Annotated in this window: 26 protein-coding genes and 1 pseudogene; 9 read left to right on the top strand and 18 right to left on the bottom strand. The window is 58.5% G+C overall.

Annotation, left to right across the window (positions count from 1 at the left end):
• Positions 1-37: 37 nt before the first annotated feature.
• Both MHM84_RS17590 and MHM84_RS17585 read left to right on the top strand, forming a co-directional pair.
• Positions 38-1375: a deoxyguanosinetriphosphate triphosphohydrolase gene (locus tag MHM84_RS17590; protein WP_239267665.1), complete on the top strand. Its 1338-nt coding sequence runs from the start codon at positions 38-40 to the stop codon at positions 1373-1375.
• 138 nt (positions 1376-1513) lie between these two features.
• Positions 1514-2449 (top strand): annotated as a pseudogene (locus MHM84_RS17585) (integrase core domain-containing protein).
• A gap of 103 nt (positions 2450-2552) precedes the next feature.
• On the opposite strand, the gene MHM84_RS17580 reads toward MHM84_RS17585, so the two are convergent.
• The 5 genes from MHM84_RS17580 to MHM84_RS17560 all read right to left on the bottom strand — a co-directional run bounded on the left by MHM84_RS17580 (position 2553) and on the right by MHM84_RS17560 (position 6852).
• Entirely contained in the window at positions 2553-4022 is a 1470-nt protein-coding gene (locus MHM84_RS17580; RefSeq protein ID WP_343218302.1) for an FAD/NAD(P)-binding protein, read from the bottom strand.
• An 84-nt stretch (positions 4023-4106) separates the two neighbouring features.
• Entirely contained in the window at positions 4107-5543 is a 1437-nt protein-coding gene (locus tag MHM84_RS17575; protein WP_239267663.1) for a CoA-transferase, read from the bottom strand.
• A gap of 22 nt (positions 5544-5565) precedes the next feature.
• Positions 5566-6099: a cupin domain-containing protein gene (locus MHM84_RS17570; protein WP_239267661.1), complete on the bottom strand. Its 534-nt coding sequence runs from the start codon at positions 6097-6099 to the stop codon at positions 5566-5568.
• Complete coding sequence (locus MHM84_RS17565) at positions 6074-6475, bottom strand: hypothetical protein (RefSeq protein WP_239267659.1); 402 nt, start codon at positions 6473-6475, stop codon at positions 6074-6076. The genes MHM84_RS17570 and MHM84_RS17565 overlap by 26 nt, the downstream gene beginning before the upstream one ends.
• A gap of 11 nt (positions 6476-6486) precedes the next feature.
• Positions 6487-6852 carry an HPP family protein gene (locus tag MHM84_RS17560; RefSeq protein WP_239267975.1) on the bottom strand — a complete coding sequence of 122 codons (366 nt, stop codon included), beginning with the start codon at positions 6850-6852 and terminating at the stop codon, positions 6487-6489.
• 250 nt (positions 6853-7102) lie between these two features.
• Here MHM84_RS17560 and MHM84_RS17555 point away from each other — a divergent pair, with 250 nt between their 5' ends.
• Positions 7103-7702, top strand: coding sequence for a TetR/AcrR family transcriptional regulator (locus tag MHM84_RS17555; RefSeq protein WP_239267657.1), 600 nt, complete (start codon positions 7103-7105; stop codon positions 7700-7702).
• Positions 7703-7986: 284 nt separating this feature from the next.
• On the opposite strand, the gene MHM84_RS17550 is transcribed toward MHM84_RS17555, so the two are convergent.
• From MHM84_RS17550 to MHM84_RS17540, 3 genes are all read right to left on the bottom strand, one after another.
• Entirely contained in the window at positions 7987-8190 is a 204-nt protein-coding gene (locus MHM84_RS17550; protein ID WP_239267655.1) for a hypothetical protein, read from the bottom strand.
• 142 nt (positions 8191-8332) lie between these two features.
• The gene (locus MHM84_RS17545) at positions 8333-8575 is read right to left on the bottom strand and encodes a hypothetical protein (protein ID WP_239267653.1); all 243 of its coding nucleotides are present in this window, start codon (positions 8573-8575) and stop codon (positions 8333-8335) included.
• 247 nt (positions 8576-8822) lie between these two features.
• Positions 8823-9629 carry a hypothetical protein gene (locus tag MHM84_RS17540; RefSeq protein ID WP_239267651.1) on the bottom strand — a complete coding sequence of 269 codons (807 nt, stop codon included), beginning with the start codon at positions 9627-9629 and terminating at the stop codon, positions 8823-8825.
• Between the two features lie 126 nt (positions 9630-9755).
• Here MHM84_RS17540 and MHM84_RS17535 point away from each other — a divergent pair, with 126 nt between their 5' ends.
• From MHM84_RS17535 to MHM84_RS17525, 3 genes are all read left to right on the top strand, one after another.
• On the top strand, positions 9756-10550 hold the full coding sequence (locus tag MHM84_RS17535; protein WP_239267649.1) for a ribonuclease I: 795 nt from the start codon (positions 9756-9758) through the stop codon (positions 10548-10550).
• A 70-nt stretch (positions 10551-10620) separates the two neighbouring features.
• The gene (locus MHM84_RS17530; protein WP_239267648.1) at positions 10621-12249 is read left to right on the top strand and encodes a sodium:solute symporter; all 1629 of its coding nucleotides are present in this window, start codon (positions 10621-10623) and stop codon (positions 12247-12249) included.
• Positions 12242-12745, top strand: coding sequence for a hypothetical protein (locus MHM84_RS17525; RefSeq protein WP_239267646.1), 504 nt, complete (start codon positions 12242-12244; stop codon positions 12743-12745). Before MHM84_RS17530 ends, MHM84_RS17525 begins: the two co-directional genes overlap by 8 nt.
• Before the next feature lie 5 nt (positions 12746-12750).
• On the opposite strand, the gene MHM84_RS17520 is transcribed toward MHM84_RS17525, so the two are convergent.
• Positions 12751-13662 (bottom strand): nuclease-related domain-containing protein, encoded by a 912-nt coding sequence (locus MHM84_RS17520; RefSeq protein WP_239267644.1) that lies wholly within the window; start codon positions 13660-13662, stop codon positions 12751-12753.
• A gap of 172 nt (positions 13663-13834) precedes the next feature.
• Between MHM84_RS17520 and MHM84_RS17515 the strand changes: the two genes are divergently transcribed.
• Both MHM84_RS17515 and MHM84_RS17510 read left to right on the top strand, forming a co-directional pair.
• Positions 13835-14707, top strand: a complete 873-nt coding sequence (locus MHM84_RS17515) for an NAD-dependent protein deacetylase (protein ID WP_239267642.1) — start codon at positions 13835-13837, stop codon at positions 14705-14707.
• Positions 14708-14804: 97 nt separating this feature from the next.
• Positions 14805-15476, top strand: coding sequence for a hypothetical protein (locus MHM84_RS17510; protein ID WP_239267640.1), 672 nt, complete (start codon positions 14805-14807; stop codon positions 15474-15476).
• 67 nt (positions 15477-15543) lie between these two features.
• Here MHM84_RS17510 and MHM84_RS17505 read toward each other — a convergent pair whose 3' ends face one another.
• The 7 genes from MHM84_RS17505 to MHM84_RS17475 form a co-directional block, all read right to left on the bottom strand.
• Positions 15544-16542: an aldo/keto reductase gene (locus tag MHM84_RS17505; RefSeq protein WP_239267638.1), complete on the bottom strand. Its 999-nt coding sequence runs from the start codon at positions 16540-16542 to the stop codon at positions 15544-15546.
• 77 nt (positions 16543-16619) lie between these two features.
• A complete protein-coding gene (locus MHM84_RS17500; RefSeq protein ID WP_239267636.1) occupies positions 16620-17042 on the bottom strand; it encodes a YbaY family lipoprotein in 423 nt (140 codons plus the stop codon).
• 57 nt (positions 17043-17099) lie between these two features.
• Positions 17100-17474, bottom strand: a complete 375-nt coding sequence (locus MHM84_RS17495; protein ID WP_239267634.1) for a translation initiation factor Sui1 — start codon at positions 17472-17474, stop codon at positions 17100-17102.
• Between the two features lie 84 nt (positions 17475-17558).
• Positions 17559-18233 carry an HAD-IA family hydrolase gene (locus MHM84_RS17490; RefSeq protein WP_239267632.1) on the bottom strand — a complete coding sequence of 225 codons (675 nt, stop codon included), beginning with the start codon at positions 18231-18233 and terminating at the stop codon, positions 17559-17561.
• A 242-nt stretch (positions 18234-18475) separates the two neighbouring features.
• The gene (locus MHM84_RS17485; RefSeq protein ID WP_239267631.1) at positions 18476-19462 is read right to left on the bottom strand and encodes a D-glycerate dehydrogenase; all 987 of its coding nucleotides are present in this window, start codon (positions 19460-19462) and stop codon (positions 18476-18478) included.
• Positions 19463-19488: 26 nt separating this feature from the next.
• Entirely contained in the window at positions 19489-20457 is a 969-nt protein-coding gene (locus MHM84_RS17480; RefSeq protein ID WP_239267629.1) for a sugar kinase, read from the bottom strand.
• Between the two features lie 49 nt (positions 20458-20506).
• On the bottom strand, positions 20507-21541 hold the full coding sequence (locus MHM84_RS17475; RefSeq protein ID WP_239267627.1) for a LacI family DNA-binding transcriptional regulator: 1035 nt from the start codon (positions 21539-21541) through the stop codon (positions 20507-20509).
• 168 nt (positions 21542-21709) lie between these two features.
• On the opposite strand from MHM84_RS17475, the gene MHM84_RS17470 reads away from it, so the two are divergent.
• The gene (locus MHM84_RS17470) at positions 21710-22510 is read left to right on the top strand and encodes an HpcH/HpaI aldolase/citrate lyase family protein (protein ID WP_239267625.1); all 801 of its coding nucleotides are present in this window, start codon (positions 21710-21712) and stop codon (positions 22508-22510) included.
• Here MHM84_RS17470 and MHM84_RS17465 read toward each other — a convergent pair.
• Positions 22504-23238, bottom strand: a complete 735-nt coding sequence (locus MHM84_RS17465) for an LrgB family protein (RefSeq protein WP_239267623.1) — start codon at positions 23236-23238, stop codon at positions 22504-22506. The two genes, MHM84_RS17470 and MHM84_RS17465, sit on opposite strands and share 7 nt — an antisense overlap.
• Positions 23231-23596, bottom strand: coding sequence for a CidA/LrgA family protein (locus MHM84_RS17460; RefSeq protein ID WP_239267621.1), 366 nt, complete (start codon positions 23594-23596; stop codon positions 23231-23233). Before MHM84_RS17460 ends, MHM84_RS17465 begins: the two co-directional genes overlap by 8 nt.
• Positions 23597-23658: the final 62 nt, after the last annotated feature.

Genomic DNA, 23658 nt, shown 5'->3' with positions numbered 1-23658 from the left:
CGCCACCGCGCCTTCGCGCCCCGACCGAGGACGTTTCATGACGCAGATGCACTGGGAGCGCTTGCTCGACCCGCATCGCCTCAACGACAAGCCCCGCGGCTCGCGGGATGAGATCGGGCGTAGCCCGTTCCACAAGGACCACGACCGCATCGTGTTCGCCGGCTCGTTCCGACGGCTGGGCCGCAAGACCCAGGTCCACCCGCTGACCGACAACGATCATATCCACACCCGGTTGACCCATTCGCTGGAGGTGGGCTGCGTGGGCCGCAGCCTGGGAATGATCGTCGGCGAGGGGCTGCGCGAGCGGATGCCGGCATGGATCACCCCGGCCGACCTGGGGGTGATCATCCAGGCGGCATGCCTGGGGCACGACATCGGCAATCCGCCGTTCGGCCATGCCGGGGAGTACGCGATCCGCGACTGGTTCAAGCGCGCCGAGAAGGACGGCAGCGGGTTACTGGAGGGGCTGACCGACACCCAGCGCGCCGATCTGCTCACTTACGAAGGCAATGCCCAGGGCTTTCGCATCGTCACGCAGATCGAATACAACCAGTTTCGCGGCGGCATGCGTCTGACCTACGCGACGCTGGGCACGATGCTGAAATATCCGTGGACCGTGGAACACGGTGGCACGATGGGCAAGTTCGGCGCCTACCAGTCGGAAAAGCACATGCTGGTCGAGGTCGCCGAGCGGCTGGGCATGTGTTCACGCAGCGAGTCGGCATGGTGTCGCCATCCGCTGGCGTATCTGGTCGAGGCCGCCGACGATATCTGCTACGCGCTGCTGGATCTCGAGGATGGCCTGGAGATGGACATCCTGCGCTACGACGAAGTGGCGGATGTACTCATCCAGATTGCCGGAGGCGAGCCGCCGGAATATGCCCGCATGGGGCAGGATGGGGTATCCCAGCGGCGACGTATCGCGGCGCTGCGTGGCGCGGCGATGGAACGCGCGGTCAACGAGGTGGGCGAGGTGTTCGTCCAGCACGAGCAGGAACTGCTCAATGGGGCGCTGCAGGAGGACCTGCTGGAACTCTGCCATCCCGACCTTGGCTGGGGCGTGCAGGCGGCCAAGCAGTTGGCCCGCGAGCGCATCTTCCAGAACGAGCGCAAGGCCAAGCTGGAGATCGGCGCCTATACCACGCTGGGTATCCTGCTCGAGGCCTTTATCGGTGCGGCTCACGAGCTGCACTATCACGGCAGCTCGTCGTTCAAGCATCAGCGCGTGCTGGCGTTGATCGGCGAAAACACGCCACGCTCCTCCTGGAACCTCTACGACAGCTACCGGCGCATGCTCGATTTCATCGGCGGCATGACCGATCACTACGCGGTGGATCTGGCCCAGGAGATGGGCGGGCGGCTCAAGGGCGACTAGGCAAGCCTGGCTGGCACTTAGCTGATCAGGCCAGCGGTCATGTCAGTCGGTTCGCCATTTCGAACATGATAATGTTTATGAGGTGTGTGGTCCCGTGGAGTGATGGTCTATTTTACGAGCCCCTATCGGAGGATGAGCATGGCTCAGATTCTTCATCAACGCGCCAAGAACACGCACGCCATCCGAGCAAAAATACAGCGATCGACGGATTCGATCGCGACGCTGAGCCGTCGCTACGGCATCAACCCCAAGACCGTACGCAAATGGCGCAGCCGGGATACCGTCGAAGACTCTCGAATGGGTCCCAAGGCGGCTCGCTCCACGTCGCTGACGCCCCTAAAGGAAGCCGCGGCCGTCCCCTTCCGGCAAAAAGACCTTGCTGCCTCTCGATGACTGCCTTCATGCCCTCCAGCTCGAGACCCTTCGCTCACTCGGTCAAGCCTGCACCGGCTTTACTAGCGACATGGCATCAGTCAGTTGTCTAAGGCTGGCAACCAGAACCGCGAGAATAAGCGTTTCAAGCGCTACCCGATTGTCTACCTGCACATTGATATCAGCGAAATCCGTACCGACGAGGGCAAAGCCTACCTGTTTATCGCCGTGGATCGAACCTCCAAGTCCGTCCATGCGCAGCTATACCGGAAGATGACGAGGCAGATCGCTTCCGAAGACACGCTGCAGGCTCTGGCTTACCGCGCCCACACGGTGTTGACTGATAACGGAGTTCGCGAAGAAGGCCGGGACAGAAGCCTACAAGCCGCATATCTTCGATGTTGTCTGCTTCCGCCACGGGATCGAGCACCGGTTGACGAAGCCCCTCCATCCTTGGACCAACGGGCAGGACGAACGATGAATCGCACCACCAAGGAGGCGACGACCCGGGCATTTCACTATGCCTGGCTGGATCAATTGCAATCCCACTTGACGGACTATCCATGGGCCTATAAAAGTGCCCGACCCCTCAGGGCACTCAAGGGCAAAACACTGATTGGGTTTCTCCTTGAGCAATGGCAAACAGTACCCCAGATACCTCATGACGACCCGAGCCACTTCTTCGCAGGACCATACACCTAGCGTTCGAAAAGGAACTTACAAAAGCATTAAACGAGGAGGCGGGGCAAACACCCCGTCTTTTTTGTAACTAATCAGCAGATTATAAAAATGGTATATCGATACTCTAATAAACTTTGCTTAGCTTACGCTTCTCGGAAAAATTTTGAGCTTCGTAAAAGCTGTTCGCGCAGTTTTCGGCATGACGGCAAATAATATCCAAAGCACTTGTAAAAAAGAATTTTCCAGAAGTGATCTCCCCTATTGCGTAGACTTTTTCATCAGCGATATTGTTCCTATCAATAATATTGTATGTGGTTTCATCTACGTTTATTCCACCAAATGGATGCGGCGAAATTGAGCCGCGCTCTTCTAAACTAGCCAATAGCTGAGAGTTGCTATTTTTATATGACTTGGGGCTTCCTGTCGCTATTACGACATGGTCATACGCAGTCTTATCCAAGGTCGCATCATTTAGTATTTCAGGTTTTCCTGAATCATTATAGCTGATAGATATTGGCCCCGAGAAAAACCTTAAACTTTCGTCGTTTAGATAAGAAAGAATTTTTACGGCATTTTCCATCGGAATCGATACCCGGTAGGAAAGGAAAGTGCTTAGAAAGTTGTTTTTAAATCTTTCTTGTTCATTATTATCTAGTGAATTCCACATTTTATCAATGATGACGTTTGTAGAATAAAGTACTGCTTGCCAGCCTCTTGGTTTTTCAGCAAGTGCTATTTCTTTCTTTAGAAATGTGGAAAGACACTCAGCAGGTGAGGGAATCGCTAGTGGCTCACGTGGGTGATCTGGGTTTTCAATATGGTACTGATCAATATCTTTAACTACCAGAGAAGATAAATCAGACAGATTTAGGCAGCCCTTTGCCAATCTTATGTTATTCAATTTCTCTGTTGTAAGGTGCTTGGGAGTATACCTACCTTGGGTTCCTCTGACAGAAGGAAAAAAACCACTACGTGAAAACATATCGATTGTGCCAACATGCCCAGACTCCTTCAAAGCAATAACCGTGTCTATTGCACTCAGTCTTGAGCCAACGATTGCGACAGAAGCCTCTCTGTTGAAATGGCTTGTTAATTTTGAAACAGGGTAAGGATTGCTAATCACTCCTTTTTTCATTTTTGGAGTGTCTTGTTTCTTGTTCTCCAAAGTGCCGCACATAAGAAAAACATAGTCCGATCTAATAGTGATATTGCATGCAGTTATCACTGAATAACTGTCACGCATTTTTTTCAGATCCACGACCTCTGCATTAACGGGGATAATTTTTACATTCTTCTTTACACCGTAGCTTATCAACGTTGCAAAAGAGTGCTGGAGATACTGTCCAAACAATGGTCTTGGAGCATAGCTATTTTCATCAGGTACAAAAGAAGGGTACTTCCACTGCCATTTTTCAGGGTGATTGTGAAGCCAGTTAAAAAAGTCAGATTTTTTTTCAGGGAAAATAGTGATATAACCTGTTTTCGTGTTTAGCAGGTTTGTTTCTAGGTCATCGTTGTATGCAGCGCCAGGGCCAAACGTCGAGTTTTTTTCAATAACGTAAATAGTATAGCGATAAGGCTCTTTAGAGCTTATTTTTTTAGAAAGTTGTTAATAAAGGCGATTGATGCTGCGCCACCACCAATAAGTGACAGAACCCGTTCCATGTTCAGCTCCAGATTACAATGGTTTGATTTTAATGTCAGGATCAACTGTAAATGAGGAATCAATGTATGAGCGAAGCTCATCCATACCTATGTTACTTAGCAACTCTGTGAGCACTAGTCGGCTGCGCTTTATTTCAAAGACAGCCAGCTCAGTTATAATCTTTATACGGTTGCATTTTGATGTCACTGGATTAAAAGTGATTTGTTCAACTTTTTCTACCAGTTTTTTTACGCCATTGGCAGTTATGGTGCCGCAAAATATTAACTCTTTTGCATTCATGGTTATATTTATAAAGCCACCAGCTCCAGGCCTGCAACCGTTAAATTTACTAACGTTGACATGTCCAAGGCTATCTATCTGGGCGAATCCCAAGAACGCCTTATCTATACCGCCACCGTCGTAGAAAGTGAAAAGTTGTGATTGATCTATCCGAGCATCAGGCTGTATTGAGGCGCCGAATGCGTCTTTAAACAGAGGAGTACCACCTATTACACCTGATTCAATTGTTATGGTGTAAGAATTTCTCTGCTTAAATGTCATGCATGCTCCTACTTCGGCAGGGATTCCAATGCCGAAGTTTATGACCTTTTTGTGAAAAGGTCCGGTCGGAAGCTCTTCTAGTGCTCTATCTATTATTCGTTTCCTAGCTAATGGCAATTCGCTGTATATCATATTGCCAGTATCATTTGGGCATTTGGCATATCCATAGGTGAAAGGGTGGTCATGACTATCTGCCACTACAACCACATCCACCAGATGCCCTGGAATGGCTACGTCTTCAGCCTCTAATTTTTTGTCTGTTACTTCTTTGACTTGTACTAAAACTTTTCCACCGCTATTTCTTGCAGCCTGAGCCTGCGAAAAGGCATCCATTCGTGAAGCTTCTTCCCGTAGAGATATATTACCTCTATGATCGGCCACTGTCCCCCTATGAAGCGCAAAGTCAACCTTCAGAGATGGATAGAATAAGTAATTCTCATTCTTCAGGTATATCACTTCAAGTAGTGACCTGTATTCACTAGGAATAAAGCTACCGCCTTCTACTCTAGGGTCTATGAATGTGCCTAAGCCCGTCTTAGTGATAATGCCTGGAGAGCCTTCTGCAATTGCTGAAAAGAGCTTGCTTATCACACCTTGCGGCCAGTTATGAGCTTCTATTTCACCTTTCTCTCCGAGATCTCGCAGCTTTGGGCAGAGATTCCAAAAGCCGCCTATAGCTTTTGCTATAAGCCCAGAATGGGCCAGCCTATCTAGCCCTCGTTTTTTTCTGTCTCCAGCGCCTGAAGCAAAAAGCAATGTTAAGTTATTCGGTTGGCCAGTTTCACAGTACCTTATTTCTAGCGCTTCAGTTAATAGGTCGGGATGGCCGCAGCTTCCAAATCCTCCCGGAACCAAGGTGGCTCCCGACTTTATTAAACTGACAGCCTGAGGCGGGGTCATTATCTCCATTATTATTCCTCGCCTAAGATGCTTATGTTAACTGTTTAACAGGAATGTCACGCATCGCCAAAATTATGCATCCTGTATTTGAACGCATGCTATGAGTGGTTCCTGGTGCTCTTATTATCAAGCTTCCAGGCATGTGTGATTCTCCATTTTCAATATACTCACCTTGAAGGACCAAGACCATTTCGTAACCTCTGTGTAAATGTAGTGGGACAAATGCTCCTGGAAGATACTTAATTAAAGCTGCATCCGATCCAGTAGGGTCGCTACCTTTATTGTCGAATAATACGTGTATTAAGACATTATCTCTGAGTCCTGGCTCCATTGGTGTGAAGTCAATGTCTGGAATCCTTGCTTCACTCATTAGTAATCGAATAACCTTATCTTGCGCCTCCGGATGATCAGGGAAGGTTTCGGTCTCTTTCAATGCTCGGCTTCTGTGATCCCTTTCATCCTCTTGACTCTGCTCAAATTTTCTAGAAATGGCTTCCATATTCATCCCTTTTCTTACTTTTTGAGTGTTTAAATTTTGTCTAAGACGCCCATTGCTTTCTTGCATATTGTGTCAATCCATTAAACCCCCAGTTAGTTTCGTCATTTTGAAGGACTGATATGTAGTTGGGTCCTTCAAAACCGCCTAGCTCGTGGATAACGCTTTCGTAGGCCTCTCTTGACCATGTACTGACTTCTTCTTGAGTATTGGATTTATTCGTGATCTTGATTGTTATTTCAAAGGCGTTTCCTAGAAGCGGTTTGCCGCCTGAGAACCATTGAGCGTTACTTGTATCATGGTTGATACGAACCACGGTTAGTTCTCTTTTCTTTTTCAAGACCCTGACTGTGCTCTCAGTAAGACGCTGTGCCAATAAACCAAATGAATCATTGTTCAGTTTTGAACCGTCGCCCAGTTTGAAAATCACATTTATAATAGGCATGTTGCTTCCCTTTAGATCCAATAGTGTGGCCAGCGTTTCTCTGTGCCGACGTTGTTGATGAACAAAGCGATAAGTACGAGGATTACCGAGCCAACCAGGACTGGAGTGATCAAAAATGACCAGTCCTCAACCCCAGCCGTAAGCACGACAAGCGGGTTCGCCCCAGCTGGAGGATGTACGGCACGTAAAAGTTGCATTAGTGCAATCGCGACCCCTACCCCTACAGCCATCTGCCACAACCCGGTGCCAAATAGATGCAATATCACCATTCCGACCAAGGCTGATATCAGGTGGCCGCCAATCACGTTCCGTGGCTGCGCCAAGGGAGCAGCAGGGGCTGCAAACAACAAAACGCATGTCGCTCCGAAGGGAGCCATGAGCAGTGGGACTCCAGCTATTTGGGTGAGATAAGCAATCGCACCGATACCAGCAACTCCACCCAGCAAGCCTGTTAGTATCTGTAGGTAGGTGGGACGAGCGGGACAAACCCCAACACCTTTCATTTTATGAAACATTTGTGAACCTCTGTGCTAATGTGTACAGACAGGTCTGTACATTAGGTAACGTTTGGCTTAGCTTCAAGCCATTTTTTGCCTATCGGAAACAAGTTTTTAATAGGGTTAATCTATGAGCAAGCGAGACGATATCCTTTCAACAGCTCTAAAGCTATTTAACGAGCATGGTTACCATGCCGTAGGCGTTGACCGTATTAGAGATGAAGCCAAAGTATCTAAAATGACACTTTATAATCATTTCTCAAATAAAGAAAAGTTGGTTGAGGAGGTGTTAAAGCTGCGCCATGATTTGTTTAAATATTCTCTTGAATCTTCTGTGGCTAGCTTTGACAAGCCCTATGATAAGCTTAAGGAAATATTTAACTGGCATGCTCGTTGGTTTTTTTCGCAAGACTTCCATGGATGTATGTTTATTAAAGCAACAGGAGAGTTTCACGATACTAATGAGTTCCTTTCGGTATCACGCGAGCACAAGCTTTGGGTGGCCGAGTTGCTTCGTCAAGTCCTTTCGGACCTGCATGTGCCTTCGCCTCAGGTGACATCTGGACTTTTGCAAATAGTTTTAGATGGCTTGATTGTAAATGCCAGCATATTTAATTCATTTGAATCAGTTAATAGCGTATGGTTAGAAGTTTGCAAAGCGCATGGCTTTCCTCAATCATCTTTGGATGAGCCTAAAGATTCCTCTTTCTCTATCATGGACAATATATAAAAGCTTCTTTATCTCAGCCGCATTATGGCCTATTATTTGTCATATTTGCGGCTGGGGTATAATGCTATACATGTTTTTTTATTGCTATTGGCTATAGTGGAGTAACTCAGTATCTATATTTTTAACCAGTTGTGTTTTTTAATTATCATTACCCACATCATTATTGGTGATTTTGCTACGTACATAACTTTGTACATGGCTCTCCAATAGACAAGCAGTGTCGAAAAGGCTCGCTGGCCCACTTCATTGCAAGAGCCAAATCAGTCCTCACCAGCATGATATTGCTAGATGTGTAGCCCCGCGAAGAAGTGGTTCGTCTCGTCCAGCAGCGCCCGAGCTTTGTGAGGAACTGCCGAGACCAAAGCGGTAATGGCGTTGCGGGCGGTAGCCGCCTTGATGCCCATGGCTTCGCCGGCTGCAATGAGCGTCGGTTTGTCGATCTCGTTCAGGCGTTGCGTTCCCTGCACGGGCCAGACCAGACTCGTCAAGTCAGGCCACTTATTCTTTCTAGCCGTACGCGCGTGTCGCGTAGACGGCAGTACACAGCAGGTCATAAAAAGACGCCAGACTAAAGGGCCGCCTCACTCAGCCTCACGTGGAGAAGGCGGCTGGGCTAGGTGTTGCTCTTTGTCACGAAGCGATTTCCGGTACATTTCCGTGCGCTCGGCAAAATCGTCCGGCACGTCCACGCTCGGTCATGACCCGGAAAAGCTTGCCCCACTGTACGGTGTCGTTACCGCTTTCCACCTTGCCGAGGAAGTTCTCGCTGACTCCGATGCTGCCGGCTGTATCATCCTGACGAAGCGTCATCGCCTTGCGGCTGGCACGAATGAGGGTGCCGAGGGTCTTGGGAGAATCGAGGATGTATTTCACGTTGAACCTCACGTACCAGAGGATACGTAACCGTTAGCGGTAAACGGCTTAGAAAATCCTTACGCCTGTGAGGATAACACCAAAGATTCTAGGATGGCCCAAATGATCCTTGCGAGCGTGAGGATTATTTTAGGCTGGGATAGTCGCGCTACGACAGCTACCGGCGCATGCTCGATTTCATCGGCGGCATGACCGATCACTACGCGGTGGATCTGGCCCAGGAGATGGGTGGGCGGCTCAAGGGCGACTAGCCGGTCAGGCCGAACGGCGGGCGGCTGCCGGGGCCCATGTCGTCCTCGCGCTGCAGGGCGCGCAGGATGGCCTGGCCCAATCGCCGCGAACTGTCGGGAATGCCCTGATTGCCGAACAGGCGGTTGAACTCGAAGACGAAGGGGTGGCCCCAGGCCATGGCGATATCGAAGCCGGCATGGTTGATGCCCAGCTCCTTGGCCAGGCGCCGTGCCAGAGCGATAGCCGCGTCGGGAATGGCGGCGTAGTCCACCTGGCCGCCCTGGCTGACGTTGGAGCGGTAGCCGCCCAGCGGGGTGACGCGCCAGTAGGCGGTGAGCACCTCGTCGCCGACCAGCACGATGCGCAGGTCGCGGTCGATGGGCAGGCGCTCCTGTACGTAGAGTACCGGTTCCGCCTCGGCGTGGCGTTCGAGCTGGGCGCGATTCTCGATCAACGATACGCCTTCGCCCATCGAGCTCTTGATGCGTTTGGCGATCATGGGATAAGCGAAGCGTGTGTCGATCAGCTCGACGTTGTCGCGCGTGCTGGCTCGGATCTCGGTCGGCGGCACATGCTCGGGGCAGATCGCCAGGAAGGCGCGGGTTTGCTCTACCTTGTCATGGCCCAGGTGGTAGCTGGCCAGGCTGGGAAAGATGCGCTTCTTGAGCGCATAGACCAGAGTATGGACTTGCCAGTATTCGGGAAACAGCACCCAGTCGGCGCGTTGGATGTCGTCGAGATGCTCATACATGCGTTCGGGCTTGATGTAGCGGACGCCAGGCAGGCCCAGGGTGCGAAATGCATCGAATGAGACGATATTCATCGGGTGGCGAAAGCGCCGTCTCCTGAGAGCTACGACGCGGCGGATTATAGCGAGCGTTACGGTGCCGGCAAGCCCCTGCTGGCGCCTTTTTCATACGACATTTGGACGGCCGGAGCGAGGCGACTCATGGCGATGACCAGGAAAGGATTGACGGTGGCGTTGGGCTGGCTTGCCGTGGTGTTGTGGAGCGTGGTGAGTGGCGTGGCTCCGGCCAGTGAAACGCTGAAAGCCGAGGGTTTCGAGCATTACACCCTGGCGCTGACCTGGCATCCCGGCTTCTGCCAGACACAGGGCAGCCCGCCGCGAGAATGCCGCGAACCGTCGCTGAGCGCGGGTGCGCGTGACGGCTTCGTGTTGCACGGGTTATGGCCGTCGCTGCCCGAGCGCTTTGCCGACGATGGCGTGACCCGCCAGCGCTGGTGGTCGCAGGGCTGCTTTCTCGAACGCCCGCGTGCCGATGGCGGCTTCTGCCGCGCTCACGCACCGTTCGATTTCGAGGAGTCGCTCGATGACGAACTCGACCGCGCCATGCCGGGGCGTGCCAGTTGCCTGGATCGTTACGAGTACGCCAAGCATGCCGCTTGCCTGTCGCTACCCGCCGAGGATTACTTCGATACGGCGGTCGATCTGCTGGAAGTCGTCAACGCCAGCGCCTTCGTCGATTACGTGATGATTCATCGCGGCGGCGAGGTACCACGCAATGCGTTGATTCAGGCCTTCGAGGCGGCGTTCGGCGAAGACACGGGGAGGGCGCTGAGCCTGCAGTGCGACGGTCGCGGCAATCGCGTGCTGACCGAGGTGCGTATCGGCATCGATGCCGAGCGACTGGCGGACTTTCCGCAGGCGCAAAGCCTGGTGCCGCTGCGGCGCGGGCGCTGCGCGCCGACGGTACGCCTCGCTGCTCCGCCCGGCTTGGAATGAGATTTGCTGCAGCGCAGTCCGATTCGAAACTCTGCTAATTTGGTAGCAGGCTCTCGATAAGGACAAGGATGTGAGCGAGTTCACTTGGCTGGATAGCGTGGTGCTGGTGGTCTACATAGTGGCCATCGCCTTCATCGGTGCACGGGTCGGGCGCGGGCAGGCCAGCACACAGGACTACTTTCTCGGTGGGCGCAAGGTGCCCGGGTGGGCGATCGGCTTGTCGGTGATGGCCACCCAGGCCAGCGCCATCACTTTCATCGGGGCGCCGGGCTGGGGATTCGAGGGCGGTCTGGAACGCCTGGTCACCTTTCTCAATGTGCCGCTGGCAATGGCAGTGCTGATTTTCCTGTTCGTGCCGATCTTCCACCGCGCAGGCATCTATAGCATCTACGAACTGCTGGAGCGTCGTTTCGGGCCGGCGACGCGCAGCCTCAGTGCCTTGTTGTTCCTGATCGCTCGTGGTCTGGCGACCGGTGTGGTGCTCTATGCGCCGGCGCTGGTGCTATCGGTGGTGACGGGGTGGAGCGTCAACCTGACCATCGTCGTGATGGCCGTGCTTGCAGTCAGCTATACCGTGCTGGGCGGAATCAGCGCAGTCATCTGGACGGATGTCATCCAGATGTTCGTGCTCTGGATGGGCGCCATCGTCAGCATGTTCCTGATGATCTCCAGCCTGCCCGGGGGCTGGGCGGATGTGTTCAGCTACGGCGCGGCGCAAGGCATGTTCAATGCCATCGACCTTTCCCTGTCGCCATCGGTGACCTATTCGCTGTGGGCAGGGCTCTTCGGCGGTGTGTTTCTGCATATCGCCTATTTCGGTACCGACCAGAGCCAGATCCAGCGCGTGTTGACCAGCCCGAGCATTCAGGAGGGGCAGCGTTCGCTGCTGATCGGCGGCTATCTGCTGGTACCGCAGATGCTGTTGTTCCTGTTCATCGGGGTGATGTTGGCGACCTACTACGACCAGCACGGCCTGACGGCACCGGACAATCTCAACGAGTTGTTCCCGCGCTATGTGGTCAACGCCTTTCCGTCGGGACTGGCGGGGCTGGTGATCGCCGGAGTGTTCGCCGCCGCCATGTCGAGCCTCGACTCCGCGCTCAATTCGTTGTCTGCAGTCAGTGTGCGGGATTTCTACACGCGTTATGTGCGCGCCGATGCCAGCGAAGCGCATTATCTCAAGGTGTCACGTTGGGCGACGGTTTTCTGGGGCGTTTATGCGACGTTGTTCGCCTTCTTTGCCGGCAATCTCGGCCCGGTGATCGAAGCCGTCAATCGCATCGGCTCGTGGTTCTATGGCGCGCTGCTCGGGACATTCCTGCTGGCCATGCTCAGTCATCGCACCAACGCGCGCGGCGCCTTCTGTGGGCTGGTTGCCGGTATGGCCATGGTCTGGTGGGTCTCCAGTTCGCTGGATATATCCTGGCTCTACAACAATCTGATCGGTGTGGTGACCTCGGTCGGGGTGGGCTATGGCGTCAGCCTGTTTTCCGCGGCCCCGCGCCGGGAACAACTCAGCGATGTGGTGATCGAGGAAACCGCGCCCGACATGCAGGCGTTGCTGTCTCAACGTGCCGAGCGGGCACACAGTATGGGTCCCGACGCGCGACTTACCCGGCGCCGTTGCCTGGGGCTCATCATCTGGTTCTTCGTGCTGCTGGCCGGTCTGGCGATATTCCAGGGGTGGGCCAATGCCTGAGAGCGCTTTGCTTCGCCGTTGCAACGAAGCGCAGGCCATGCGGCGCTTGCATCGGCTGGGGGCAAACAGCCTCGAGCCGGCATGGTTGCGGTTGTGGGCTTATGCCGTTACCACCAGTCAGGAGGCGCCTGCCGCCTGGCTGCTTTGCCATGCTGACATGCATCGGGCCCTACTGCTGGGCGAGGCGTTGCCTGCCGGTAACGCCCCGCCCCATGACGAACTGGTCCTGGCCAAGCGGCCGCCGCCGGATCGCGGTACTGTGTCCCGGCTATGGTTCTGGGAGCGCATGATGACGTTGAGACGCTGGCAAGCGTCATTAGCGCTAGAGTCGCCACAAACGGTGCAACTACCGATCTGGCTGGGGTATGCCAGGCAGCGAAAGCGGCATCGGGTGCTGGTCATTAGTGGCTTGTCCGGCGAAACACTGACGGCACTGAAGCCTGCCGTATTGAGCGAAATGGCCCACCTTGCTTCGCCCATGGAGGAAACGACCTGACGCCACTAGACCGATGGCCGCTCGAGGCGGCCATCGTCGAGCAGCGCCCCGCGGCGCTCCAGGGCACGGGCAACGCGGTTGTGGGTCGCGTCGTCAAGCTCGCCAGGGCGTGCCTCGGCGAGTAGCTTGGCCAGCCCCTCGCCGCTGACCACTACCAGCTCGGCGTGAGATTGTTCGGTGTCGATGTACCAGCCCGGCAGCACCAGTACGCCGCGAACCGGCACCTCGACACCGCACTCGCGAGCCAGCCAGTGGCGCATCCAGCGGGTCGCCTGCTGGGTCTTGCGCAACGGCTGGCGCTCGCTCCAGCCGGGAAACCGCAGGCGTTCGTTCTCCACTGCCACCGTGCGCTGCGGCTCGCCGCTGGGGCTGAGCGGATGGGTGCGCGCCCGCGTCTCGATCACGAACACGCCGCGCGGCGTCAGCGCCACGTGATCGATGGTGAACGTATCGCTGGGAATGTCATGAAAGACGAAATAGGGATGCGCCTCGGGGCGAATCAGGCGCTCGAGTTCCTGGCCCACGGCCAGTTCGCAGGCCAGGCCGAGCTTGAGACGCCGAATGCGTTGGTAGTCGCGCATCAGCAGGATGCTGAACAGCAACGCCAGTGCCGTCGTCAGCAGGCCGTAGAGCATCCACTCCAGCCAATTCTGGTCGGCGGCGAAGAGCATGCGGCCCATGCCGTAGACCATCGGCGTGAGCACGGCGATGGGCCCCAGGGCGCCATTCAGAAACAGGCGGGCGAAGGCGCGGTCGAGCCGGTCGCGTAGCGCCTGGCCGGGCTCGCGCAGCAGATGAGCGTCGAACGGTGAGCGAATCCGGGCATCGTGAAGGTTGCGCAGGGCCAGGACCACGACCGTGGTGGCCCCGAGTGGAGCCAGAAAGATCAGCGGTAACAGGTATTCCAGCCAGGCCATCGTGTGTCCTTGCCCGAGGGTGAGCCGAGCGTCCATTTTAGCCAAGGGGCGCGGCGGGGGCCATGCGTAACGCATGGCAAACTAGCCTAGGTTATTGTGGTCCCAGGAGGGATCTGAAAAATCGAGCCAAGAACAGCCAATTCCATCCGTGACTCAGCCGGTAGCGATCCGCATGCTCTCGACCAATGATTCTGCGCCTCAGGGCGCTTCCTTCGCCCTGGCAGGCGCCGATAGCCAAGCGCTGTACGATTTTCTGCACCAATATCCCCGTCTGATGGTGTTGACCGGGGCTGGGGTAAGTACCGAGTGCGGGATCCCCGATTACCGCGACGCAAGGGGCGAGTGGAAGCGCAAGCCACCGGTACAGCATCAGGCATTCATGGGTAGCCTGGCGACGCGTCAGCGCTACTGGGCACGCAGCCTGATCGGTTTTCGGGCCATCGAGGAAGCGCGACCGGGGCCTGCCCATCATGCCCTGGCACGCCTGGAGGCGCTGGGTCATGTCACGGCCCTGGTAACCCAGAACGTCGACGGGCTGCATCAGCGTGCGGGGTCGCGTCGGGTGATCGACCTGCACGGAAGGGCCGAGATGGTGCGTTGCATGAGCTGCGGCAGTCAGCGCATGCGCTACGACTTGCATGCGGAGTTGGCCACCAACAATCCGACGTGGCTCGATCTCGATGCCGCCGTGGGTCCCGATGGCGATGCCGATCTCGACGGCCTGGATTTTTCGTCCTTCCGGGTGCTGGACTGCTCACGCTGCGGTAGTGGCGTACTCAAGCCCGACGTGGTGTTCTTTGGCGACAACGTGCCGCGTGCACGAGTCGATGCGGCTTTCGCCGCTCTGGATGACGCCGATGCGTTGCTGGTCGTCGGCTCGTCGCTGATGGTCTATTCGGGCTACCGTTTCGCCCGTCAGGCGGCACGTGACGGCAAGCCCATTGCCTGCCTGAACCTGGGGCGCACCCGTGCCGACGACCTCTACACCCTCAAGGTCGAGGCGCCGATAGGGCAAACCTTGACGCAGTTGGCCGCGCGGTTGTGATGATGCCGTGACTCAAGTTTTCCCAAGTCGTGCCGTTAGTGCGGTTATCGCCTCGCCAGAAGGCGATAACCATAACGACATAGCGACAGGGAAAACGATGCGATTCATCAACCATGCCGTAATGGCGGGCGCGCTGGTCGCGCTGAGCGTACCTGCCGGCGCAGTGGCCGCCGACAACTGGTCGGTAGGCGCCGGTGTCGGTACCACCGGCTATGGCGGCAGCGTGAGCTACCGCTTCCACGACAATCTGGCCTTGAGCGCCGGCTATAGTGGCTTCACTTACGACGGGCTGGATTACGAAAGCGATGACGCCGATTACGAAGGCGATTTCGATGTCGACGTGTACGGCCTGACGCTGGATTATTTTCCGTTTGCCGGACGTTTCTTCCTGTCCGCCGGCGCCGTGCGCCCGGACATTGCCATGAGCGTGGTGGGGCGCCCCAAGGCAGGCCAGAGCTATGAATTCAACGGCGAGACCTATACCTCCGACCAGGTCGGCACGCTGGAAGGCGACGTGGTGCTCGGCGATTCCATCCAGCCCTATCTGGGCCTGGGCTGGCGCGGCAGCCACAAGCCGGGCTTCGGTCTGTTCGGTCAGGTCGGCGTGTTCCTCACCGATGCCGAAGTGAATCTCAGCGCCACTGGGCCTGTTGCCAACGACCCGGACTTTCAGCGTGACCTGCAGCAGGAAGAAGACGACCTGCAGGATGACGTCGATGAGTTTAGCGTCTATCCAGTCGCCGTGGTGGGTATCGAATACACCTTCTGAGCGGTTGCCAGCTAAACGACAATGCCCGGCCAACGGCCGGGCATTGTCGTTGCAGGGTCAAAAAGCCTTACACGTCGCGGGTCGGCGGCGCCATGAACTCGGGGCCCACCGGATCCTTGACGTGTTCGTCGACGATGCGTTCGATCTCGCTGAGATCAGCGTCGGAAAGCTGCCAGTCGACGATGTCCGCGACGGGATCGACCTGATCCGGGCGACGTGCGCCCCACAGGGCAATGCCGTTGTCGTGACGGTCGAGCAGCCAACGCACGGCCAACGCCAGAACGCGCTTGCCATGGCGCTCCTGGGCGAAATTATCCAGCGCGTCTACCGCGGCCAGATATTGGTCGAAACGCGGCTGCTGGAACTTGGGGTCGGTGTTGCGCAGGTCGTCGCCGTTGAAGGTGATGTCGCGGCGCATCTTGCCGGATAGCAGCCCACGACACAGGGCCCCGTAGGTCAGCATGGTCAGTCCCTCGCGCTTGGCGTAAGGGATGATGTCGCGTTCGGCTTCGCGTTCGAACAGGTTCAACGGCGGCTGGACGGCATGCAGCGGGGCCGCCTCGCGGAAGGCGTCGCACTGTTCGGGGGAGAAGTTGCTGACCCCGATGGCGCGAATCTTACCGTCTCGGTAGAGGCGTTCCATGGTGCGTGCCGTCTCTTCCATCGGTGTCTTGGGATCGGGCCAGTGCACTTGGTAGAGGTCGATGGCCTCGACGCCCAGACGGCGCAGCGAGTCCTCGACTTCTTTCTCGATACGCCTGGGCGTGGCGTTGCGCACTACGGCGGCGATACCTTCGCCCCATTCCAGCGCTACCTTGGTGGCGAGAACCACCTTGTCGCGCTGGCCGGACTCGGCAAGCGCCTTGCCGACGACTTCTTCGGCATGGCCGAAGCCGTAGGCCGGCGCGGTATCGATCAGGGTGATACCGCGATCCAGCGCAGTATGCAGGGTGCGGATAGCCTGCGCGTCGTCGGCGCCGCCCCATTGCCTGCCGCCCATGGCCCAGGTGCCCAGGCCGATGCGAGAGGCACTGATACCGGTATTCGCTATTTCCAGGGTCTGCATGTCTCGTCTCACTCCATGACGTCACTGATCAACGTACACAGAGTGGCCGCCCCCCGCCCAACTGACAAGTTACGTCGCTAACGTTCGACGCGCTCGACGGCCAGAGTCACGTCGTTGTCCGGCGCGTCGCCGGTCAGCACCGGTACAGGATCGGTCGTGGTATAGAGCAGCCGGTCGTCGGTGCGGATATCCGCACGCAGCACGTAGGTATCGCCTTCGTCGATGGCCTCTGCGTCGTAGCGCAGCATGACCGGAATGGGGCCGTTGCCAAGACGCACGTAGCTGGCTTCGGCAATCAGATTGGCGCCAGTCTGGCTCATGTCGGTCAGGCGTACGCTGAGTTCGGCATCGGGCGGTAGGTCGAGCGGTTCGTCACTGACGACCCGGGCTTCGAGGTTGGCAAAATTCGGCCCGCTCGCGCAGGCGCCAAGGCCGGCCATCAAGGCGAAGGCCAGCGTAAGTGATATGGCAACATTGGGCCAACGAATACACAAGGGCATGTCAGGACTCCTGAGGATCGCCGGATTGCGTTCCGGGCGTAGGAAAGCGGATTCAGCTCAGCCGCCGGCGAGCTTCACGGTATAGCCGCGGGTTTCGAGTTCGGACTTGAGGACCTGACGGTGATCGCCCTGGATCTCGATCACGCCGTCCTTGACGGCACCGCCGGTGCCACAGCGCTTCTTGAGATCCTTGGCCAACACCTTGAGCTCGGCCTCGATCAGTGGCACACCGCTGACGGTAGTCACGCCCTTGCCCTTGCGGCCACTGGTTTCACGGCGGATACGTACGACCCCATCGAGAGCGGCGATGCGCTCGGCTTCGGAGCGTTCGTTGCATTCGCACTCGGCGAGGGGCCGCCGGCAGGCGGGGCAGGTCTCGCCGTGTTCGGTGGAATAGACCAGGCCGCGTAGCTGGTCCTGAAGGGAGGCCATAACAACTCCTGTCGCTAGCGATTCATCGTCGCGATGATAGCGCAGCTGGCGACATGCAGCGACGCCCGTAGGCGTCGCCCGGCATTACTTGGCGACCGCAGCCTCGAGTTGACCGAGCCTGGCGACGATTCTCGGCAACTGGGCCATGTCGGTCATGCGGATGGCGCCCTGCGGCGTCGCCTCGCCAAAGCGGTTGATATGGACCACGCGCATACCCGCGCGCAATCCGGCGGTGACGCCCACGGCAGCGTCATCGATCACCACGCACTGCTCGGGCTCGTAGCCCATGCTGCGGGCAGCTTGCAGAAACAGGAAGGGTTCGGGTTTCCAGGCGTTCAGGGTATAGGCGCTGAACAGGCGATCCTCGAAATAGGGACGCAGGCCAGTACTGTCGAGAGCGGTACGGATCTTGTGCTCGGGCCCATTGGAGGCCACGCAGCGCGGGTGGTCGGCGAGCAAATCCAGGGTTTCGCGAACGTTGGGAATGACCTGAAGCTCATGCTTCATGCGCTCGGCCAGGGTGCTGCGCATCTCGGTTTCGGCGGCGGTGCGAACGGCATCGTCGAGGGCGCCATGGCGACGTTCGAGCTCGGCGACGATGTTCATGAAGCGCACGCCACGAAACTCTTCCAGGTACTGATCGGAGGAAAAGGGCAGGCCGGCACGGGGCAGGACATCGGCCATGACCTGGCCGAGCAGGGGTTCGCTGTCTACAAGCGTTCCGTCACAGTCGAACAACAAACACAGGGGTTGTGACATAGTGACCTCTTACGGTCTCTTCTTGAGCTTACTAGCCTTGTTTTTCTGTTATCGGCGGGCGAAGCCCATCATTGAGGGTGAATTTCACGACTTTACGAACAGCGTTCACTAACAGCGTAGCTTATCTCGTCGCGCTTCTCACATCTAGACCGAAAGTCGTAGAACAAGTTCGCTTTTTCAGGCAAGCGATGCCCCGGCTGGGATGCCGGGGCGCGATAGAACCGGCGCGGCCAACCGGCCTTTCAGCGTGAGCGTGCGGTCCAGGCGGGTTCGTTGACCAGGCTGATCGGCCGCTCGCCGGTCAGGGCGAGAGTGATGTTGTCGACGGCGCGCTGGGCCATGGAGGTGCGCGTCTCGTGAGTCGCCGAGCCGATGTGCGGCAGGGCCACTACGTTGGCCATGTGCGGCAGGGGCGAGTCGGCAGGCAGCGGTTCCTGCTCGAACACGTCGAGACCCGCGCCGCGAATCTGGCCGTCGTTCAGCGCCTGGATCAGGGCTTTCTCATCGACCACCTTGCCGCGGGCGATATTGATGAAGATGGCGCTCGTCTTCATGCGCGCGAATTGCTCGGCGCCGAACAGGTGGGTGGTTTCCGGCGTCAGCGGCACAGTTACGCAGACGAAGTCGGCTTGCTCGAGCAGCTCGTCCATCTCGCAGCGCCGGGCTCCGAGCTCGGTCTCGAGTTCGGGCTTGGGCGAGGCATAGCTATAGAGAACATTCATGCCGAAGCCCAGGGCGCCCCGCCGTGCCACGGCCGCGCCGATGCGCCCCATGCCGATCATGCCCAGTGTCTTGCCATGCACGTCGCAACCGAACTGCGCCTCGCCAATGCTCTCCTTCCAGTCGCCACGCTTGACGAATTCCGCCAGTTCGACCACCCGGCGGGCAGTGGCCATGATCAGCGAAAAGCCGGTATCGGCGGTGGTCTCGGTGAGTACGTCGGGAGTATTGCAGAGCAGGATGCCGCGCCGGGTCAGTTCGTCGACGGGATAGTTGTCGTAGCCCACCGAGATGCTGGCGATGGCTTCGAGGTGAGGTGCCTCGTCGAGGAGTTCCGGCGTGATCTTCAAGCTGGCCCCGACCAGGCCGTGAGCCTCGGCCAGGGCTTCGCGGAAGCCGGGATCGTCGACGCCATCGAGCGAGGGAAAGTAGTCGACGTGGAACTGCTTGCGCAGCTGGGCGATCTGCTGGTCGTTGAGGCGGCGAAAGGCGACGATGCGTTTTTTCATTGTGGGGTATCCAGGTTGTTGTCGGTTCAGTCCAGCGCCGGAAGCTTGGCTTCGAGTGCAGTCAGCGTGTCGCGATGGGGCAGGCCCTCCATGTCGCCGGGCACCTGCACCGCCAACGAGCCGATCAGGTTGCCACGACGTGCCGCGGCGCGCGGCGACAGCCCGTCGAGCAGGGCGCTGACCGCCCCTACGGCGAAACCGTCGCCGGCCCCTACGGTATCGATGACCTCGACGACCTTGAAGCCCTCGACAGTGAAGCTGTCCTCATGGCTACGGTAGAAGCTGCCTTCGGGGCCGAGCTTGATGATCACCGCCTTGGCGCCACGATCGAGATAGAAGCCGGCAATGTCATGCGCGCTTTCCAGCCCGGTCAGACGGCGACCTTCGGCAAGCCCCGGCAGTACCCAGTCCGCTTTGGCGGCGAGGTCGTTGATGGTCTCGCACATCTCCCGTTCGCTTTTCCATAGGCTGGGACGCAGATTGGGGTCGAAGGAGATGCTGGCGCCGGCGTCGCGGGCGCGCTCGAGCATGTGGTTCGACAGCTCGCGTGCCGAGGGAGACAGTGCAGGGGGGATGCCGGTTGCGTGCAGGTGACGTACCGCCGGGAACTCCACCGCCGCGGCATCCGCCGTGGACAGGAAACTGGCGGCGCTGCCGCGGCGTATGTATTCCACATGCGGATCCTCGCCACGCTCGGCGCGGGTCTTGAAGACCAGGCCGGTGGCATGGTCGGGGTCATGCTGCAGATGGCGGCAGTCGAGGCCTTCGGCTTCCAGCGTATGCTGGATGAAACGGCCGAAGCTGTCGTCACCGACCCGGCTCAGCCAGCCGACATGGAATCCCAGGCGGGCGAAGCCGATGGCGACGTTGGTGTCGGCGCCGGCGATGCCGCGCCGGAAACGCTCGACCTCGGCCAGGTCGCCGGTTTCCTCGGCGGCGAACAGCGTCATGGCTTCGCCGAAAGTCAGTATCTCGGGGGCGGTCTGTCGTGTCATGGTGGCTCCTGGTGTCGAGCGGATGGGGCAGTCATGAATGAATGGGCCATCAGGGGCGTCGCGTCGAGCCGCGTGCGATCAGGCGTGCGGCATATTCGGTGCGTCGCGGCGGCGCCTGGCGGCCCGTGGGTTCCAGGCGCTGCATGAGACTGGCGACAGTGGCTTGACCGATGGCCTCGGTCGGTTGGGCCAGGGTGGTGATGCCGGGGCCGGCCAGGGCGCACCAGTCGAGCTCATCGATACCCAGCAGGCCTGTCTCGCCCAGGGTCACTCCTAGGGCGTTCAAGGCATGCGCCACCTGCAGAGTGACGTTGCCGTTGGCGCAGAGGATGGCTCGCGGCACCGGACCGCCCCCGGACATAAACTCGTGGAGCGTCTGGCGCAGTGCATCGTTGTCGCGCTGCATGGGCAGGCAGGTCGTCTCGCCGGTGAGTTCCGGTACCTGGGCCAGGCGCTGACGAAAGCGTTCCAGGCGCAATTGACGCGAACTGGCACCCTCGGGCGGCTCGCTCACGTACAGCACGTGGCGATAGCCCCGGTCCAGCAGGTGGCCCAGCGCCATGTCGATGGCACCGGCATTGTCGAGGCCGACCGCATCGGCTTCGACGTCGTTCAGGCTGCGATCGAGCAGTACGATCGGCGTTCCCTGGTCGGCCAGCGCCTTGAGCTGGGCACTGGGCCGCCCGGCGGCGTTGATGACCACGCCTTCGACGCGATATGACGCCAGCAAGGCCAGATGATCGCGCTCCTGGTCCGGGTCGTTGTCGGTATTGCAGACCAATAGCGAAAAGCCGCGGGCACGACAGGCCTGCTCGATAGCGTGCAGGACAGCTACCGAGAATGGATTGCGGATATCCGCCACCAGCATGCCGACCAGTTTCGAGCGTCCACCCTTGAGGCCTCGCGCCATCTGGTTGGGGCGATAGTCCAGGCGTTGGATGGCGGTGGCGATTCGTGTCTGCATGGCGATCGATAGGCGGTGGCGCTCGCCGCCCAGATAGCGCGACACACTGGTCTTGGAGACGCCGGCATCGCGGGCGACTTCGAGAATGGTGGAGCGCGAGGCGGCGGGTAGCGAGGACATGCTGGGTCCGGTGTCGATGGAACCGTTCCCATCCTAGGTGGCTCGCAGGGCCTAGGCAATTCAGGCGGGGTAGACGTTAGTCGTGTCGGTCGGTATTTCCTCGCCATTCGCTGCCGTAGCGGACACACTTCAGGTGGTATCCTTTCATACAGTCAGCGAGAGCGAACCATGGAATTGCCTCCCAACCTGTTCAAGACGGCGGTCGCGCGTGGCGGCCCGCAATATGGCATCTGGGCCGGTTTCGGCACCGGCTATGCGGCCGAGCTGTGCGCTACGGCAGGCTACGACTGGATGGTGATCGACGGCGAGCATGCGCCCAATACGGTGCCTTCGATCCTGGCACAATTGCAGGCGGTGGCGCCGTATGCCACCGCCCCGGTGGTGCGTGCGGTCAATGACGACCCGGCTCTGATCAAGCAACTGCTCGATGTGGGCGCCCAGACGCTGATGGTGCCGATGGTCGAGACTGCCGAGCAGGCTCGCGCCCTGGTGCGCGCCATGCGCTATTCCCCCCATGGCATGCGTGGCGTGGGTGGCGCGCTGGTACGCGCCTCGCGCTGGGGTGACGTTGCCGACTACATGGCCCGGGCGCACGAGGAAATATGCCTGATCGTACAGGTGGAGACGCAACTGGGCGTAGAAAACGTCGAGTCGATCGCCGCCGTGGAGGGAGTGGATGCGGTCTTCGTGGGGCCGATGGACCTGTCTGCCGCCCTGGGCTATCCCGGCGAGCCGAACCATTCCGAAGTCCAGCGGCATATCGAACATGCCATCCAGGCGACGCTGGCCGCGAACAAGGCCTGCGGCATCCTGGCGCCACTCGAGGACGACGCCCGCCGCTATGCGGCGCTGGGATGCCATTTCATTGCCGTGGCGCTGGATATCATCCTGCTGCGCCAGGCGGCGGTGGATACCCTGGCGCGCTATCGCGGCGACATGCAGACCAGCGAACCGTCGGCCGGCTACTGACCGGCGATCAGCGCCCAGGCCAGCGGCAGGAACAGGGCGGTGAAGATCCCGGTCAGGCCCATGCCCAGCGAGGCGAAGGCGCCGGCGGTCGGGCTGATCTCGAAGGCGCGCACCGTACCGATGGCGTGTCCGTTGATTCCCAGCACGAAGCCCAGCACACGCTCGTCATGAATACCCAGCCGCGGGGCGAACAGGCTGACCGCCAAGGTGGTGACCACGCCGGTGGCCAGCAGTCCGCCCATCAGTACCGACGCCGAGCCACCGGTCTGTTCGATGATCCCCAGCGAGATGGGGGCAGTCACCGACTTGGGCGCCAGCGAGGCGATGACCTCGCGCGAGGCGCCCAACGCCCAGGCCAGCCCGGCGGCATAGCCTGCCGCCAGCATCGCCGCGGGCGGCAGGGTGAGCAGCACGGGCCGCCACAGGGCGCGAACGTGATGAAACTGCTGAAAGAGCGGCACGCCCAGTGCCACCGTGGCCGGGCCGAGTAGCAGCATCAGCCATGCGGCGCCCTCCCGATAGCGTGAAAACTCGATGTCGAGCCCCCACAGCAGCAGGGCGACCACGGCGCTGGCGATCAGTACCGGCGGGCACCAGCTGGGCTGCTTGAGCAGGCGGAACAGGCGCGTGCCGAGCATGAACGCCAGCAGGGTAATGGCGATGGCCGGCAGCGGCGTATCGAGCAAATGCTCGGGCAGGGCTTGCCAGCGCTGAACCAGATCAGTCACGCGTGGTCTCCCGGTCTGCGCGGGGCATGAAACGTGCCATCAGCCACAACGTGGTTAGCACGCTCAACAGCGTGCCGACGACCAGGCTGCCGGCAATCGCCAGCCATTGTCCGGCGAGTTCCTCGCCCAGGAAATAGATTCCCACCACGCCGGGCATGATCAGCATGGTCAGAAAAGCGATCAGCGACTGGCTGGCCGTACCGAGGTCTTCATTGACGCGGCCGCGCAGCATCAGGAACAGCGTCATCAGGATCATGCCGACCACGCCGCCGCTGACGGGCCAGGCGAGAACGAAGGCGATCGATTCGCCGAGCAGAAAGAAACCGGTGAGTAGCAGAAAGCCCCGAAGCAACGTCATGGCAGTACCACGGAAGTCGACGAAGCCGAGAATGGTAGCAGACGAACGGAGGCGATGGGGAA

This window comes from Halomonas sp. McH1-25, assembly GCF_022348165.1.
Taxonomy (GTDB): Bacteria; Pseudomonadota; Gammaproteobacteria; order Pseudomonadales; family Halomonadaceae; genus Modicisalibacter.
The sequence above is the reverse complement of the archived record's forward strand: the minus strand, read 5'-3'. Positions and strand labels throughout refer to the sequence as shown.

Excerpts from the sequence above, each read along its gene's own strand:
- MHM84_RS17575 (WP_239267663.1), bottom strand. The coding sequence starts at position 5,543 with ATGGAGATAATGACCCCGCCTCAGGCTGTCAGTTTAATAAAGTCGGGA.
- MHM84_RS17560 (WP_239267975.1), bottom strand. The coding sequence starts at position 6,852 with ATGGCTCCCTTCGGAGCGACATGCGTTTTGTTGTTTGCAGCCCCTGCT.
- MHM84_RS17535 (WP_239267649.1), top strand. The coding sequence starts at position 9,756 with ATGGCGATGACCAGGAAAGGATTGACGGTGGCGTTGGGCTGGCTTGCC.
- MHM84_RS17460 (WP_239267621.1), bottom strand. The coding sequence starts at position 23,596 with ATGACGTTGCTTCGGGGCTTTCTGCTACTCACCGGTTTCTTTCTGCTC.
- MHM84_RS17480 (WP_239267629.1), bottom strand. The coding sequence starts at position 20,457 with ATGACACGACAGACCGCCCCCGAGATACTGACTTTCGGCGAAGCCATG.
- MHM84_RS17475 (WP_239267627.1), bottom strand. The coding sequence starts at position 21,541 with ATGTCCTCGCTACCCGCCGCCTCGCGCTCCACCATTCTCGAAGTCGCC.
- MHM84_RS17500 (WP_239267636.1), bottom strand. The coding sequence starts at position 17,042 with ATGCCCTTGTGTATTCGTTGGCCCAATGTTGCCATATCACTTACGCTG.
- MHM84_RS17590 (WP_239267665.1), top strand. The coding sequence starts at position 38 with ATGACGCAGATGCACTGGGAGCGCTTGCTCGACCCGCATCGCCTCAAC.
- MHM84_RS17490 (WP_239267632.1), bottom strand. The coding sequence starts at position 18,233 with ATGTCACAACCCCTGTGTTTGTTGTTCGACTGTGACGGAACGCTTGTA.
- MHM84_RS17510 (WP_239267640.1), top strand. The coding sequence starts at position 14,805 with ATGCGATTCATCAACCATGCCGTAATGGCGGGCGCGCTGGTCGCGCTG.
- MHM84_RS17525 (WP_239267646.1), top strand. The coding sequence starts at position 12,242 with ATGCCTGAGAGCGCTTTGCTTCGCCGTTGCAACGAAGCGCAGGCCATG.
- MHM84_RS17540 (WP_239267651.1), bottom strand. The coding sequence starts at position 9,629 with ATGAATATCGTCTCATTCGATGCATTTCGCACCCTGGGCCTGCCTGGC.
- MHM84_RS17570 (WP_239267661.1), bottom strand. The coding sequence starts at position 6,099 with ATGCAAGAAAGCAATGGGCGTCTTAGACAAAATTTAAACACTCAAAAA.
- MHM84_RS17485 (WP_239267631.1), bottom strand. The coding sequence starts at position 19,462 with ATGAAAAAACGCATCGTCGCCTTTCGCCGCCTCAACGACCAGCAGATC.
- MHM84_RS17515 (WP_239267642.1), top strand. The coding sequence starts at position 13,835 with ATGCTCTCGACCAATGATTCTGCGCCTCAGGGCGCTTCCTTCGCCCTG.
- MHM84_RS17555 (WP_239267657.1), top strand. The coding sequence starts at position 7,103 with ATGAGCAAGCGAGACGATATCCTTTCAACAGCTCTAAAGCTATTTAAC.
- MHM84_RS17505 (WP_239267638.1), bottom strand. The coding sequence starts at position 16,542 with ATGCAGACCCTGGAAATAGCGAATACCGGTATCAGTGCCTCTCGCATC.
- MHM84_RS17565 (WP_239267659.1), bottom strand. The coding sequence starts at position 6,475 with ATGCCTATTATAAATGTGATTTTCAAACTGGGCGACGGTTCAAAACTG.
- MHM84_RS17495 (WP_239267634.1), bottom strand. The coding sequence starts at position 17,474 with ATGGCCTCCCTTCAGGACCAGCTACGCGGCCTGGTCTATTCCACCGAA.
- MHM84_RS17470 (WP_239267625.1), top strand. The coding sequence starts at position 21,710 with ATGGAATTGCCTCCCAACCTGTTCAAGACGGCGGTCGCGCGTGGCGGC.
- MHM84_RS17520 (WP_239267644.1), bottom strand. The coding sequence starts at position 13,662 with ATGGCCTGGCTGGAATACCTGTTACCGCTGATCTTTCTGGCTCCACTC.